This window comes from Paraflavitalea sp. CAU 1676 (assembly GCF_029223285.1).
Taxonomy (GTDB): domain Bacteria; phylum Bacteroidota; class Bacteroidia; order Chitinophagales; family Chitinophagaceae; genus Paraflavitalea.
Genome location: NZ_JARHUJ010000009.1, coordinates 446912 through 461797, shown reverse-complemented (window position 1 = coordinate 461797; position 14886 = coordinate 446912). Strand labels below are relative to the sequence as shown.

Here is a 14886-nt window from a genome sequence, read left to right as displayed (position 1 = left end):
TTTTTTTGAGTGTTGATCAGTTAATTAGAATCCAAGTGTAAGGCCCACTGTAAATGTGATGGCATTACCCACTGAGTTGCGGTCTACACCCTGGTTGCCGTTGCCGTTGCCGTTGGTGGAAACTTCCGGATCGGGTCCATTGTAAGCAGTCAAAACCGCCAGGTTTTGACCAGACACGTACATTCTTGCTGTAGAAAGACCCACTTTTGAGAGTGCTTTCTGATCGAACGTGTAGCCCAGTGCTACGTTACGCAGCTTCACGAAATCGCCTTTTTGCACGTTGTCGGAAATTGGGTTGGCAGAACCATTAGACACGTTGTCGCCGAATACGAGGCGGGGAATTTCGGTAACATCGCCGGGTTTCTGCCAGCGGTTGAGCACAGCCTTTTCGCTGTTCCAGAAACGCTGATCACGGATGGTTGCCTGTGTACCGTTGTACACGTAGAATCCGCCCTGGTAAGTCAGGAGTACATTGAGATCAAATTTCTTGTAGCTGAAGGTATTGTCGAAACCACCGTAGAATTTGGGCGTACTTTGGTAAAGGGTCCTTGCGTCTCTGCCCAGATCGATGGCAGGTGCTGGAGAACCATCTTTCATGTAAGTGTACTTAGCGCCTGTAGGACCAGCGTGATCATACAGCAATCTGTCATTATTGGCATTGACAAATATCCGGCGGCCTGTTTGCGGATCAACACCTTCTGTAGGTATCAGGTAAAGGTAACCAAGCGAATATCCTGGCTTGGTAATATTGACCGTTTCAAGACCAGTAGCATTGGTAACAAAAGGTACGCCGGGCGCCAGCTTCGTTACCATATTCTTATTGGTAGAGAAGTTAAAGGAGGTATTCCAACGGAAGTTTTTGTTGGAAACTGGTGTAGCGTTCAGGGTTACCTCGATGCCTTTGTTGTACATTTCCCCGATGTTCATCAGCGGGCTATTGGGCATACCGGTTGAAGGAGATTGAGAAACGTTCAGCAAAAGTCCGTCGATATCGTTTTTATAATAGGCGAACTCACCGGTGATCTTGTCGTTGAACAAGCCGAATGTGAAACCGATATCCGTTTTCTTACTGGTTTCCCAGGTAAGTTCCTTGTTACCGGCCTGTGAGAATGCCAGCGTTGCCTGACCATTGTAGGTTCCTGCGCTATAGAATGAATAGGAAGCGAAGTTGCCAATACCAGAAATGTTACCACTGGTACCATAGCTGCCACGCAGGCGCAAGCTGTTCACCACTTTGTCAATTCCCAAATTGGTGAAGAATTTTTCCTGGGAGACATCCCAGCCAGCAGACACACTGTAAAAGTTACCATACTCGAGTCCCTCGGCAAAGGCAGAGTAGCCATCGCGCCGGAACGTTCCCGTCAGGAAATACTTTCTGTCGAAGTCATAATTCAGGCGCGAGAAACCGCTCCAGAGATAGTTTTCTCCAATACCCATGCCGGTAGCAGTTTGGTTGAGCCATCCACCTTGCAGGTTGGTATAAAAGGGATCACTTAAGTTGGTACGGTTAATGCCATAGCTCTCCGTATTGGTACCCTGCTGCTCGGTACCTGCGAGCACGGAAATGGTATGCTTATCGAAGAAAGTCTTGTCGTATTGTGCCGTAGTGGTCCACACCCAGCGCTTCATTTTATTGAGCAGGCCGAAAGTAGATCCGCCGGGGTAACCGTCGCCATTGAGCGGAGTAGTGAATCCACGATTATCTACATTGAGATAGTCAATACCGTAGTTGGTGCGGATGGTAAGGTCGGCGATGGGCTTCAACTGAATGTACACATTACCCTGGATGTGATCGTTCTCTGCATTGGAGTAGTTGTGATCGATCAACGGAACCGGGTTATAGAAATTAATCCCTTCCACGTTGTTCATTTTTCCAATAGCGGCTCCACTTACATTATAGGTACCATCATTGTTGTAGGGTGAAATGTTCGGAGGAAGCGCCAGTGCGAGACGGGCCAGACCTGCAGAAGAGAAAGCCTGTCCGGGCAACGAACCGGAGCTGATCGATGCTTTGTTCAGCTCGTTGGAATAGTTCGCATTCAAACCAACCGACAAAATTTTGCTGATGCGGTTATCAACATTAAAGCGAATATTCTTACGATTAAAAGAGTTCTTGATGACGATACCCTGCTGATCGGTATAACCGGCAGAGAAATAATAAGTGGTATTATCGGTACCACCAGACACTGCCACGTTGTGGCTGTGGGAGAAACCATTGCGGTAAGCATAATCATACCAGTCGGTATTGATCGGCTTGCCATCAGGACCATTGGTGGGCAGGAAACCAGGATAGTTGGTAGATTTAGCATTCTTCAGGCCTTCGTTCTTCACCAGCATATATTCGTCGGCATTGAGCATATCCCAAAGCCGGGTAGCTTTTGACACACCAGCCCAGCCATCATAGGTAACTTTTGATTTTCCTCTCTTACCCTTTTTCGTGGTGATCAGCACAACACCATTGGCGCCACGGCTACCATATATAGCGGTAGCAGCCGCATCTTTCAGGATGTCCATGCTCTCGATGTCTGAAGGATTTACGCTTGCCAGGGGGTTGGCAGCAGCATTGGCGCTACTAACGTCACCGGTAAATGTTGGAATTCCATCGATCACGATCAACGGATAGGAGCTCAGGTTGATCGAGTTGGTACCGCGAATGCGGAATACGGGCGGGTTGTTCACCACACCGTTGGGTACCGTGATCTGTACACCTGCTGCGCGGCCACCGAGGGAGGCATCGAAGCTGGGTGCAGGTTTATCGGCGAGTGCCGCACCTTTCACGGTTGTGATATTGGCAGTTACAGATGATTTTTTCTGCGTTCCATAACCTACTACTACGACTTCCTGTAATTCTTTGTCGAGGTTTTTCAAGGATACATCGACGATGTTCTTACTGGTGATCGCGATTTCTGCGGAACCCTGGCCTACTGCGGATATGACCAGCGTTTTAGCCGTTGCAGGCACAGTGATGGAAAAGGCGCCATCTCCATTGGTGGTAGTACCGGTGTTGGTGCCTTTGATAATTACTGATGCGTTGGGGACTGGGCCGCCTTTGTCGTCAGTTACTTTTCCGGTGATCACCCTGGTTTGCGCGAGCAGGGTGCCCGTAAGCAACAACATGGTGATGACAAGTGACAGCGTTTTTCTCATGCTCATTACGTGTTGTATTTAGTATTGGTAAATAAACTTTGCACAATAGGATCGGGCTTTCTACAGGACAAGGATATTCCGTTCCTGCCAGTACATGGCAAGGCAAATACAATCGTAACCGGGCGTGCCGGCTGGTTGCAGCAATCACTGTTTCATGGCTAAATAAAAACGAAGCTTGGGGCAAGTGCAAACGCTGTTATCCGCAGGTGATGGCCTTTGGAAAACAATGTTTCATTGTTCATGGCTAAATAGAAGGTGCCACTCTGTTGAGGAGTGCATGATAGAAATAGAAAAGGTGGGAATACTGTCGGGCGATAGAATTACCCTAAGGAATGATGTTCCTGGCAGTAGATGGTTTACCTCTTCTCATGTGACTGTTAGTTTTCTAATGGGTCGTTATCGAATTGTTAACGATTACATGACACCAAATCTAATGGTCGTGCTGCACAAAAAAAATTTTTTGCTCCTTTAATTATATATATAATTGTGCCGCATATATTAATGATACTACCAAATAGTTACGATAGTATTCGTATTAGAACCGACGAAGCTTTTGCCTGTTATTACTTATTATGGCGCAACATTATTCATTGATCATTGTGGGAGGCGGCCCTATTGGATTGGCTTGCGGCCTCGCAGCTAAGAAGGCTGGAATAGACTATCTCATACTTGAAAAAGGTTGTTTAACGAATTCATTGTTCAACTACCCGTTGAACATGACCTTCTTTTCTACCTCCGAACGCCTGGAGATCGGCGGCATCCCTTTTGTCTCCAATAATGTGAAGCCAACCCGCCCGGAGGCGCTGGAGTATTATCGCCGCGTAACGATCTCTAATCAGTTGTCCGTACACCTGCAGGAAGCCGTCACCAATGTTGAACGGCAGGGCGATCGATACCTAGTTGCCAGTTCGAAAGCAGAATATACAGCCACCCACCTTATTGTTGCTACCGGGTTCTACGATATTCCACTGTATTGCGGTTTTCCGGGCGAAGAGTTGCCGAAGGTGGTACATTATTATAAGGAAGCCCACTTCTATGCCATGCAGAAAGTGGTGGTGGTGGGTGCCAGTAATTCGGCCGTCGATGCGGCTTTGGAGTGCTGGCGAAAAGGCGCCGATGTTACCATGGTGGTGCGCAAGGAAAAGATCGGCGACCGCGTGAAATACTGGGTGAAGCCCGATATCGAGAATCGTATCAAAGAAGGCAGCATCAAAGTGTATTTCAATTCGCAGATAAAAGCCGCACGCCCTACTGAAATAGATATTCAAACTCCTTATGGCGTAGAGACGATCGCCAACGATTATGTGATCGCACTAACGGGTTACCGGCCCAATTTCGATTTCCTGCGTAAGTTGGGCATTCAATTGTCGGATGATGGCCTGCTGCAACCTACTTACAATAATGACACGATGGAAACCAACCTGCCCAATGTATACCTGGCGGGCGTGGTATGCGGGGGCATGAATACCCATGTATGGTTTATCGAGAACTCGCGCGAACATGCCGATAAGATCATCAAGGCCATCGTAGATAAAACGGTCACGCCCGTGTAAGTTGTGGTGGTGCTTACTCCTCTTTGCGGTACACGTAGATCTCCACCCTCCTGTTCTGCTGACGGCCGGCCGGTTTTTTATTGCTGGCTACAGGGTAGCGGTAGGCATATCCCCGCGCTACGACCGGCGCCTGTTTATCATTTAATTTTCCAAGGAGGTACTCTTTGACCGCATTGGCGCGGTTGAGCGACAGCGCTTCATTGTAGGCAAGGGTGCCGATGGTATCGGTGTGCCCACCCACGACCAGCGAATCGATACGCCTGGTATTGAGTTTGTGTGCAAAACTGTCGAGCAGTCCGTAGCTTTTGGAAGTGAGCTGGTAACGTGCGGTAGCGAAATAGATATCGGGTATAATGAGCGTATCGATGTGTTGTTTGGGTGGTGGTATGCGCGTGATCGTTTTGGGTAATGGCCTGCTGACTGGCGGCGTTTTAGTGCGCATGTACACCAGCTTACGCAGGTATTCGTGGCGTTCGTTTTCCAGGTACACTTCGGCTTTCACGCTATCGGCCTGCGCACACAATTGTTCGGCGGGATCGACCGGTTGCAGGGATACGGCATCGAGGAAAAAATAATAGTCGTTGTTGAGATCGGGTGCACCACGAAAGATGTATTCCTTCCTGTTGAAACTGCCAATTGTAAGATACTGTTCATTGCCGGTAGCGGTATAGAGGAGCCGCACTTTTTGCCACTCGCGCGGATCTTCGTATAAGGTATCCAGTGCCTGGGTGGCCCAGAGCTGTGGTTGTAATAATTTAAAGCTCCGTTTCTCAAGCAGGAAATCTGTTTGACTGAACCAGGCGCCTACACTATCAAGTATATCATGCCGTGAGCGAACGTAGAATTGTAACATATACCGGTGGCCAGGCTGCAGTCCACACAAAAGCCGGGTGCGAACAAAGTTATGGGTGCCCTGTTGCAACCGGTTGCCCGATGCCAGCCCCACGAAATGCGTACCCTCCGCGGCTTTTCCGGGGGAGTGGTAATAATAGTTGGCATAAAAGGAATTGGCGATCCAAGCTTCAGGCGCGCAGTTGTGATTGTATTCGGTGCAAAGGTTCTCATCCTCGAAGCTGCCGTTGGCGATGAGGTGCTGCGCCCGGGTGCTCAGGGCGAGCAGGCTGCTGGAGATAAGTAAGGCGAAACGCATAGGTACTGATTGCGTTCATTGATGAAAAGGTACATTCTTTTCATTAATATCCGCTACTTTGTTGACGAAGGCCGCTGCCCAAAGGTTGGGCAGCGGCCTATATTGTTTCGCATTGAGGTGGTCTGTTGCGTTCGTTCTGAAGGTTTCGCAGCAGGTGGCTTATGCTTTTTCTTCCCAGATCATGGCCAGGTGCACGATGGTTTCCATACTCTTCTGCATATCCTGTACACTTACGTATTCATGTTTGCCATGAAAGGCCATTTCGCCGGTAAAAAGGTTTGGACAGGGCAGGCCCATGAACGATAAGCGCGATCCATCGGTGCCGCCGCGGGCGCTCATCTCTATCACCGGTACGCCAGCTCGTGTGATGGCTTCTTTGGCATATTCCGATACCTGCGGATATTGCTCCAGCACTTCCTTCATGTTGCGGTATTGCTCTTTCACTTCAAACTCGGCGCGGGCACCCGGAAATTTACGCAGCGCCAGCTCGAGTTCGTCGCGCAGGGCACTTTCGTAAGCAGCCAGCTTGTGTGTGAAGAAGTCGCGGATGATGAACTGCAGGGTGGCTTTTTCGGTGATGCCTTCCATGTGTACCGGATGTACAAAGCCGTAGCGGTCTTCGGTGGTTTCGGGCGACCAGCCATCTTTCGGCAGTTGCTCGAGGAAGTAAGCTGCTACCTTGACGGCATTGACCAGCTTTCCCTTCGCGTAGCCGGGATGTGCACTCACACCATGAATGGTGATCGTAACGGCATCGGCCGAAAAGGTTTCTGCTTCGTACGATCCGCGTTCACCGCCATCGAGGGTATAGGCAAATTCAGCCCCCAGCTTCTTAATATCTACCCGGTCCACTCCCCTGCCGATCTCTTCATCGGGGGTGAACAATATTTTGATGGTGCCATGTTTGATCCCGGGATGTGTAGTAAGGTAATGGGCCATATCCATGATCACGGCCACACCGGCTTTGTCATCGGCCCCCAGTAAGGTAGTGCCCGATGCGGTGATGATGTCTTCTCCAATCTTTTTACGCAGGTAGGGATGATCGGCGGGAGAGATGATCTGCGTAGGATCATCGGGCAACACGATCTCGCCTCCATTGTAGTTCGTATGTACGATAGGTTTTACATTGGTGCCGGAACAGTCGGGTGCTGTGTCCATATGCGCACAAAAGCAGATGACCGGCACGGATTTATCGGTATTGGCAGGTATGGTGGCATATACGTAGCCATACTCATCGAGGTGAGCATCGGACAGACCCATAGCCAGCAACTCCTGCACCAGCAGGCGCCCGAGCGTTTTTTGCTTCTCGGTAGAGGGGTAGGTATTCGACTGAGGATCACTCTGCGTATCTATCTGCACGTACCTTAAAAATTTTTCCTGTAGGGTGTATTCGTATTTATCGAACATGCCATTGTATTTTTGGCAAGATATACTTTTATGGCATTTAGTTTACGCGATCAACCTTACATTACCCGCGGCTGGGTACGTGCACTTGTTTTTTTTATTGCATATGTTGGTATCTACTTCATGGTGGGCGCTGGTGCAGGCTTTTTGTGGGTGATGAAGATAGGCCCCGAAAACGCCCAGGAGCTGGTTAAGAATCCTTACCCGCTTACCATGACCATCCAGATGATCAGCTGCCTGGCAGTGATCGGGATGGCCCTTGTTTTTCGCCGTGGTGTTGACCGCGCTTCGATCGCCAGCATGGGTTTTACCTGGAAGGGGCACGAACGGGAAGCCGTTGCCGGCTTTTTACTGGGCATTGTGTTGCTGGGTGGTGGCTCCTTGCTGTTGTATGCTACGGGCAATATCGATTGGGTGGATACACAGTTTGCTGCCGGCCCGATGGCTATCGCATTCCTGCTGTTCTTACTGACGGCCTTCAGCGAAGAGATCGCTTTTCGCGGCTACATCCTCAATAATCTCCTTTCTTCTTTCAACAAGTGGATAGCCCTTGGCGCGGCAGCGGTGCTTTTTATGCTGATGCACCTGGGCAATGCCAACCTGACGCCGGTTGCGTTCATCAACCTGCTGGCCGGCGGCGTTTTGCTGGGCATGAACTATGTGTTTGTGCGCAACCTCTGGTTTTCGATCTGCTTTCATTTCAGCTGGAATTTCTTCCAGGGCTCTATCCTGGGATATGAGGTGAGCGGCCTGGGCCTACAAAGCCTGTTCCAGATGGACCGCAAGGACAACCTGCTCCTCACGGGCGGTGCTTTCGGCTTCGAGGGCTCTATCGTTGCGACTGGTCTTTTGGTGCTGGCCATTCTTTTTGTGGCGTACCGGCGTTGGTGGAAGTGGTAATCGCCGTAGTTAAGCTAATAGAAAGCCTACTGTTTGCCGCTGTATATTGTACGGATATTGCCTGCAAACCGCACTGATATCCACTAAGAATGGCACTGGAGTCCTCTGGCCAGTGCACCCCCTGCTATTTTCCGTTGCTGGTAGCATAGCTGTAACGTGCCTATAATCAAGGAGTTTACTACAATTTAGCGTGGATGACGCGAAAACCCCAGTGCCATTCCCAGTGAATACCCACCTTGTATCAAATTAAATGTCAGCTAATTGTGCGGGTTTCAGCTAAATAAAAAGGGCCGCTTTTGGCGGCCCGACCATCTAACTTACTACTATGTGAGATCGTTTATTTTCTCGGTTTGGTGGCCACACGCTTTTTTGGCGCAGGCTTGGGTGCTTCTTCCACTACCGGTTGGGCCTCTACGATCTCGCTGGGTATCACGGTTTTGCCTAGCGGAATGGTGAGGTCGGTGAAAATGGTAGGAAAGATAAACGCCAGGTTTTCGAGCGAATTGTGGCTTACATCGATGAATTTCCAGGTTTTTCCTCCATCAAGCGATTGTCCCACGATATAGGAGGTGATGATCGCTTTTTTGCCATCGATAAAGGTGTTGCGCACTTTTTCAATGACGGACTGCCATTGGTCTACGTCGTTGCGCAGTTCGGTAATGCGCAGGGTTTCGGGCTTTTCTTCCAGTTTGGGTTCATTACGGAAGTACATGGTCACAACGTGTTCTTTGAACTGCTGCGGCCCACCATAGAACTTGATGGCGGATGGATTGGAGAGGTCGGCATAGGATTTCCAATCCTGGTAAAAACTGGCTTTGATAAGGCTTTCTGCAGCTTTTAAGGCATTGCTGGCAGCGAGGGTCGAGTCATTGTCCTGCGCTTGTGTGAATTGCGCACTTACGGACAATACGGATGCAAGGATAGTGGTGTAGATGAGTTTCATAGGTAAATCTTTCAGGCCAAAATATAAAAAAGCCCGGTAAGTTCATACCGGGCTTTTACTATAGTAATTTGCAGTTTCCTGCAGTGTAAATCAAGGCATTATAATGCGCGATCCACCACCGATGGATACCAGTTCAATCTCAAAAATGAGGTCTTCGCCCGCCAGCGGATGGTTGGCATCGAGCGTTACGGTTTCGGGCTTTACGTCGGTGATGACAACGGGGATCACTTGTCCGGATCCATTGGTCATATTGAGGCGCATGCCGAGTTCGGGCACCATATCGGGAGGAAAGTTGGATTTAGGGAACTCTACGAGCATACCGGGGTCTTTGGGACCATAGGCCTGGTCTACTGGGATGTTGATGGTTCTTTTTTCGCCAACTGCCATACCGGTAACACCATTATCGAATCCTGGGATCACAGCGCCACTGCCTACTTCAAATTCGAGGGGATCGCGGCCTTCTGAAGAGTCGAAGGTAGTTCCGTCAGTCAGGCGGCCGTGGTAATGTACTTTTACGGTGTCACCAGCTTTTACTTGTTGCATTATGAATGTATTTTAAAAAGTTATTTGGGCAGTCACCACCTTGTTGCTAATCTGCCGACGAGAACAAAGACCGGTTACTTCGAACAAAGTAACGGGAAAAATTTCAGACAGGGGCAGTTTTTGATGTTATCTTTGAGATTCAAGTACTTAAGGCATACCATAATATATATCAGGTTTTTATGAAGCAATTTCTTCTGTACGGATTGATGGGTGGAGCACTTTTTTGTGCCGCCTGGAGGCCCCTGGTGCAGCCCTCAAATCTAGCTCAGGAGCAAGCGACCAGACAGGCACCGACTGCCGTTACGGCAGACAATATCCTGCCTGGCGCGGAGCGTACCGAACTGTACTTGCCCCGGCTGAAGGGAAAACGGGTGGCGGTGTTTGCTAACCACACTTCAGTGTTGGGTGGGGAGAATATCGTAGATGCCCTGAAGAAAAAGGGCGTAAACATTACGGTGATCTTTGGTCCCGAACATGGGTTCCGCGGCACGGCCGATGCGGGTGAAAAGATCGGCAACTATACGGATGCGGCCACGGGCATCCCGGTGGTGTCGCTGTATGGCAGCAAACTCCGGCCATCGAAAGAAGACCTGGCCAATGCCGATGTGCTGTTGTTCGACATCCAGGACGTAGGTACGCGGTTCTATACTTATATTTCTTCGTTGCAGGAGTTCATGGAGGCAGCCATGGAGAACAATAAACCACTCATCGTGCTCGACCGGCCCAACCCCAATGGGTTTTATGTAGATGGTCCGGTGCTGGATACTGCTTTCCGTTCGTTTGTGGGTATGCAACCGGTGCCCATCGTGTATGGCATGACCATCGGCGAATATGCGTATATGCTGGCGGGTGAGCAGTGGCTGGGCAAAAAGATCAAGGCGCCCATCAATATTCCCGCTTCGCCCGAAAGGGCCGCGATGGTGCAACGAAGGGCGCCTGTAAGCGATCGTTCCTATTCACTCACCATCATTCCCTGTGCCGGCTATACCCACCGCAGTAAATATGTGTTGCCGGTGAAGCCCTCTCCCAACCTACCCACCATTCAATCTATTTACTGGTACGGGTCTACCTGTTTCTTTGAAGGCACGGTGCTGAGCGAAGGTCGCGGAACCGATAAACCTTTCCAGGTATTTGGCCACCCGCTTTTGCCGCAACATTTAGCAAGCTTTACGCCGCGCAGCATGCCGGGAGCCACCAAACCGAAACTGATGGACAAGCTGTGTTATGGATGGGACCTGAGCGGTACGCCGGAACAGGTTTTGCAGCAGGTGGACAATAAGATACAGATCAAATATTTGCTGGAGGCCTACAAGCTGTTTCCGCAAAAGGATTCTTTCTTCCTGAACAAAGGCAACTTCTTCAATAAACTGGCCGGCGGTGATGCGTTGATGCAACAGGTAATTGCTGGTAAAACCGAAGCGGAGATCCGCCAAAGCTGGGAGCCGGCACTGAGCCGTTTCAAGGCTATCAGGAAGAAGTACCTGATCTATAAAACCGATTAATCTAAGTTGTATGAGTGATCTATTAAAAGATACGCGAATCGTTTTTATGGGTACGCCCGAGTTTGCCGTGGCATCGCTCGATGCTTTGGTAAAGGCAGGCGCCCGCATCGTGGGTGTAGTGACGGCACCCGATAAACCCGCAGGCCGGGGCATGAAGATGAATGAGAGTGCGGTAAAGAAATATGCCGTAGAGCATGGGTTGCACCTGTTGCAGCCCGTGAAATTGAAAGACCCTGCTTTCCTGGAAGAGCTGCGCGCCCTGCAGGCCGACCTGCAGATCGTGGTGGCTTTCCGCATGCTGCCCGAGGTCGTGTGGAATATGCCTCCCAAAGGCACCGTTAACCTGCACGGCTCTTTGTTGCCGCAATACCGCGGCGCTGCGCCGATCAACTGGGCCGTGATCAATGGCGAAAAGGTAACCGGTGTTACGACCTTCAAATTGCAGCAGGAGATCGACACCGGTCATATCCTGTTGCAAGACAGTTTTCCCATTGGTGAAGACGACAATGCCGGCGATGTACACGATTATATGAAAGAAGTGGGCGCCAGGCTGCTGGTGAAAACTGTTGAAGGCCTGGCGGCGGGTACCATTGCAGAAAAACCACAGGATGAAGTGGTGAGTGACCTCAATGGCGGCAATGGCGCTGTTGCCAATGTCGATGGAGGAAAAGCCGGCGCCGCACTCAGGCATGCGCCCAAGATATTTACCGAGACCACGAAGATAGACTGGAACAAAACCGTGTATGAGGTGCACAACCTGATCCGCGGTCTGTCGCCCTACCCTGGCGCTTATTCCTATCTGCAGGATAAGACCTTAAAGATCTATCGCTCCAAAAAAGAAATTGCTCCTCCCACCATACCTCCCGGCACGGCCGATACCAACGGCAAAACCTACCTGAAATTTGCCTGTCCCGATGGCTATATCCATGTGCTGGATATTCAGCTGGAGGGTAAGAAACGAATGACGATCGAGGATTTCTTAAGGGGCTACCGGTTTTAGGGGGGGTAACTACTAATAAAAAAGCTGCCGGTGATGCCGGCAGCTTTTTTATTATACAGCAGTAGTGCTACTATTAATATTTTACATCTACATAGAACTTCCCATTTTCGGCGCCCAGTTCGGAGGCAGCGGCATCGCTGAGGCGAATGGTGAGCCCCACGCTTTCTTTCATGTCGGGCAGCTGTCCGAGCACTTTTGCATACACCGTTTTTTGGGTAGAGGAGAATGTCACCTTCACGATGGTTCCGGTAGGCACGTTGTTCATCAGCGCATAATATTTTCCATCTTTCCAACCGCTTGTGCTGCGGAAGATGCCTGCATTACCCGTGGAATTTTTGCCCGATTCAGCAAACTGCGACCGGAAATAACCGCCCTTATGGCTGGCGTTGCTACCGGAAGCAGTAGTAGGTCCGGGTGCCGGCAAACTGTTCACCGGTGCCGATGTATTGCTGGTTGGTGTGGTAGTAGCTGGCGGATTGGTGGATGTGTTGATGACTGGTGTGGTAACCGGTTTTTCTACCGGCTTTTCTGCTGGCTTCTCTACAGGTTTGTCAACGGTTGTGGTAACCGGCTTCTCGGGTGTAGTTACCGGCGGTGTTGACTTGGGCTCTTCGGCCTTTACTATCCCCGTGTTGGTTTCTTTGGGCGTTGTGGTGGCCGGTGTAGTGGTAGCCGGCGTGTTCGCTGCCGGTGTAATGGCCGGAGTTTCGGTTTTCGCTACGGGCGGGGCTGCCGTTACGGCCACGATCTGTTTGGTGCCAGTGGCCGCCAGGGCACTTTGTCCCTGTTTTACTTTTAAATACCCTACGATGATATTCATGCCGGGCTTTACCTGATCATTGGATATATTATTCCATTTTTCGAGGTTGGCGACGGGAACTTTGTTGTGGTTTTGACTGATGCGGTAGAGCCACTCTTTGTCTTGTATGGTGTAATACAGCGGCACAAATACTTCATCTGCGGCCTTTGTACCATCTACCGACACATTGGTGGTGAGCGGTATTTTCAGCGCCTGTCCGATAGACAGTGGCTTATCCATGCTGCTGTTGTTGAAGGGGGCAATTTCTTTGGGACTGGCGTTGTACAGGCGTCCGATGCTATACCAGTTTTCCTTGGCAGCAACGGTGTGCGTGAGGTACAGGGAAGGTGTTGCGCCCTGTACTTTGAGCTGTTGTGCGCCCGCCATACCGGCTGTGAGGACAAAGAGAACAATTAACACTTTGATTTTCAACATAGACTTGAATTTCTTAACCGTGCAAAGATGCAGCATATTTTAATTGTTTCCGCTTTTCAATATCCTCCAGGCGGAAGGATAATAATTATTGATGCGATTGGCGAGTACCTTGATCCAACCCAATGCAATTCCCTGGTATTTTACGAGGGTCCAGCCGGTTTGTGCTGCTTGTATGGTAACTTCTTCGCGCCTTAAATATTGCAGGGCGTTTTCCTTTTTTAACGATACCGCAACAGTTGTGGTTGCGAGCAGCTCGCTGAGGGCCAATGCATGATCAGGTACGAGACTGTTTCCTGCAACCTTCCCAATTATTATACCGGCTTTGCGTAAATACAGGTGTTCGGCCGCTATGTGCAAAGCTTCTTCGAGCGATGCGGGCAAGGCGATGATCATATCACCCTGCTTCCACAATTGTATAGACTGTTGCGGGTTGAGCCAGGGTTGTATGATGGCGGCTTCTGTTTTAGAAACTTTCTGCCATTTCGTTTTTTTAGGTAGCCTGGCTGTATTACCGCTGCCTTCTTTTTTACGAAAGCAGGCGAGGAATAGCCCCTCTCCTTTTACCTGGTCGGGAAAGAAGCGGTAACCGGTCGCTTGCGACACGCTGCTGGTGGTTTCTACGATTCCCCAGGCAGGATCGGTTTGCAGGGGCAGGCTTTCCAGTTCAAATTCCTGCATGAGCCAATCGAGTATGTCTTCGTCTTCTTCCTTTGAATAGGAACAGGTGGAATAGATCAATGTCCCTCCCTCTTTAAGGCATCCAAAGCTATCGGCGAGGATACGCCGTTGGCGCTGGCTGCAAAGTGCCACATTGTGTTCGCTCCATTCCTTTATGGCCTCCTCATCGCGGCGGAACAAGCCGCTGCCACTGCAGGGTGCATCGATCACCAGCACATCGAAAAAGTTCTCGAGCCGGGCAAAATGCGCGGGGTCGTTGTTGGTGACGATGGTGTTGGCGGCGCCCCATTTGGTGAGGTTCTCTTCAAGTATCGCTGCGCGCGATTTGATGACATCATTACTGATGAGCAGGCTACCGGGTGTAATGAGCGATTGCAACAGGGACGATTTTCCTCCGGGCGCGGCACAGAGATCAAGTACCCGGATATCTTTACGCAGATCGGTGGTTTGCTTCAGGGCCTGTTCCAGGAACATGCTGCTGGCTTCCTGTACATAGTAGGCACCGCCGTGCAGGGCGGGGTCGAAGGTAAAGGAAGGTCGTTCAGAGAGATAATAGCCGCTGGTCGTCCAGGGTATGGATGATGCCGTAATGGCGGTATCTTTCAACAACAGCCGAAGTGCGGCGGGAAGTTCTTCATTGTCTGTGGCCCCGGCTTCGGCGTCGACAGCTGCCACACGCAATGGATTGAGGCGAATGGAAGTTACCTGTTTGCCCGATTGGTGCACGGCTTCAAAACTGGTACGGTTGTACCCCTTCACGCCTTCGAGCGATTCCAGTAATGCCGGTGGTAAGTTCAATGCTTGATTTTAATCGGCAAATGTACGGTTGAAT

General features: G+C 50.3%; 11 protein-coding genes. 4 read left to right on the top strand and 7 right to left on the bottom strand.

All coding sequences use genetic code 11. From position 1 onward, the window contains the following. Positions 1-24: 24 nt before the first annotated feature. Positions 25-3147, bottom strand: coding sequence for a TonB-dependent receptor (locus P2H89_RS28855; RefSeq protein WP_275833726.1), 3123 nt, complete (start codon positions 3145-3147; stop codon positions 25-27). Between the two features lie 572 nt (positions 3148-3719). Between P2H89_RS28855 and P2H89_RS28850 the strand changes: the two genes are divergently transcribed. Continuing rightward, positions 3720-4700, top strand: a complete 981-nt coding sequence (locus P2H89_RS28850) for a YpdA family putative bacillithiol disulfide reductase (protein WP_275833724.1) — start codon at positions 3720-3722, stop codon at positions 4698-4700. Between the two features lie 13 nt (positions 4701-4713). Here P2H89_RS28850 and P2H89_RS28845 read toward each other — a convergent pair whose 3' ends face one another. Then, entirely contained in the window at positions 4714-5850 is a 1137-nt protein-coding gene (locus tag P2H89_RS28845; RefSeq protein ID WP_275833722.1) for an OmpA family protein, read from the bottom strand. 159 nt (positions 5851-6009) lie between these two features. Next, the gene (gene pepT / locus P2H89_RS28840; RefSeq protein ID WP_275833720.1) at positions 6010-7257 is read right to left on the bottom strand and encodes a peptidase T; all 1248 of its coding nucleotides are present in this window, start codon (positions 7255-7257) and stop codon (positions 6010-6012) included. A 30-nt stretch (positions 7258-7287) separates the two neighbouring features. Here pepT and P2H89_RS28835 point away from each other — a divergent pair, with 30 nt between their 5' ends. Next, entirely contained in the window at positions 7288-8154 is an 867-nt protein-coding gene (locus P2H89_RS28835) for a CPBP family intramembrane glutamic endopeptidase (RefSeq protein WP_275833718.1), read from the top strand. A 337-nt stretch (positions 8155-8491) separates the two neighbouring features. Here the strand turns inward: P2H89_RS28835 and P2H89_RS28830 are convergent, their stop codons facing one another. Beyond that, the gene (locus P2H89_RS28830) at positions 8492-9097 is read right to left on the bottom strand and encodes a hypothetical protein (protein WP_275833717.1); all 606 of its coding nucleotides are present in this window, start codon (positions 9095-9097) and stop codon (positions 8492-8494) included. 90 nt (positions 9098-9187) lie between these two features. Further along, entirely contained in the window at positions 9188-9640 is a 453-nt protein-coding gene (locus P2H89_RS28825) for a peptidylprolyl isomerase (protein ID WP_275833715.1), read from the bottom strand. A 179-nt stretch (positions 9641-9819) separates the two neighbouring features. Here P2H89_RS28825 and P2H89_RS28820 point away from each other — a divergent pair, with 179 nt between their 5' ends. Continuing rightward, entirely contained in the window at positions 9820-11142 is a 1323-nt protein-coding gene (locus P2H89_RS28820; RefSeq protein ID WP_275833713.1) for a DUF1343 domain-containing protein, read from the top strand. 10 nt (positions 11143-11152) lie between these two features. Further along, entirely contained in the window at positions 11153-12142 is a 990-nt protein-coding gene (locus tag P2H89_RS28815; RefSeq protein WP_275833711.1) for a methionyl-tRNA formyltransferase, read from the top strand. Positions 12143-12215: 73 nt separating this feature from the next. On the opposite strand, the gene P2H89_RS28810 is transcribed toward P2H89_RS28815, so the two are convergent. Both P2H89_RS28810 and P2H89_RS28805 read right to left on the bottom strand, forming a co-directional pair. Continuing rightward, positions 12216-13376 (bottom strand): LysM peptidoglycan-binding domain-containing protein, encoded by a 1161-nt coding sequence (locus P2H89_RS28810; protein WP_275833709.1) that lies wholly within the window; start codon positions 13374-13376, stop codon positions 12216-12218. Positions 13377-13415: 39 nt separating this feature from the next. Further along, entirely contained in the window at positions 13416-14852 is a 1437-nt protein-coding gene (locus P2H89_RS28805) for an RNA methyltransferase (protein WP_275833707.1), read from the bottom strand. Positions 14853-14886 lie beyond the last annotated feature (34 nt).

What these genes read in the sequence shown, in the direction of transcription:
- P2H89_RS28850 (WP_275833724.1), top strand. Translation starts at nt 3,720, where the DNA reads ATGGCGCAACATTATTCATTGATCATTGTGGGAGGCGGCCCTATTGGA.
- P2H89_RS28845 (WP_275833722.1), bottom strand. Translation starts at nt 5,850, where the DNA reads ATGCGTTTCGCCTTACTTATCTCCAGCAGCCTGCTCGCCCTGAGCACC.
- P2H89_RS28835 (WP_275833718.1), top strand. Translation starts at nt 7,288, where the DNA reads ATGGCATTTAGTTTACGCGATCAACCTTACATTACCCGCGGCTGGGTA.
- P2H89_RS28855 (WP_275833726.1), bottom strand. Translation starts at nt 3,147, where the DNA reads ATGAGAAAAACGCTGTCACTTGTCATCACCATGTTGTTGCTTACGGGC.
- P2H89_RS28820 (WP_275833713.1), top strand. Translation starts at nt 9,820, where the DNA reads ATGAAGCAATTTCTTCTGTACGGATTGATGGGTGGAGCACTTTTTTGT.
- pepT (WP_275833720.1), bottom strand. Translation starts at nt 7,257, where the DNA reads ATGTTCGATAAATACGAATACACCCTACAGGAAAAATTTTTAAGGTAC.
- P2H89_RS28825 (WP_275833715.1), bottom strand. Translation starts at nt 9,640, where the DNA reads ATGCAACAAGTAAAAGCTGGTGACACCGTAAAAGTACATTACCACGGC.
- P2H89_RS28810 (WP_275833709.1), bottom strand. Translation starts at nt 13,376, where the DNA reads ATGTTGAAAATCAAAGTGTTAATTGTTCTCTTTGTCCTCACAGCCGGT.
- P2H89_RS28815 (WP_275833711.1), top strand. Translation starts at nt 11,153, where the DNA reads ATGAGTGATCTATTAAAAGATACGCGAATCGTTTTTATGGGTACGCCC.
- P2H89_RS28830 (WP_275833717.1), bottom strand. Translation starts at nt 9,097, where the DNA reads ATGAAACTCATCTACACCACTATCCTTGCATCCGTATTGTCCGTAAGT.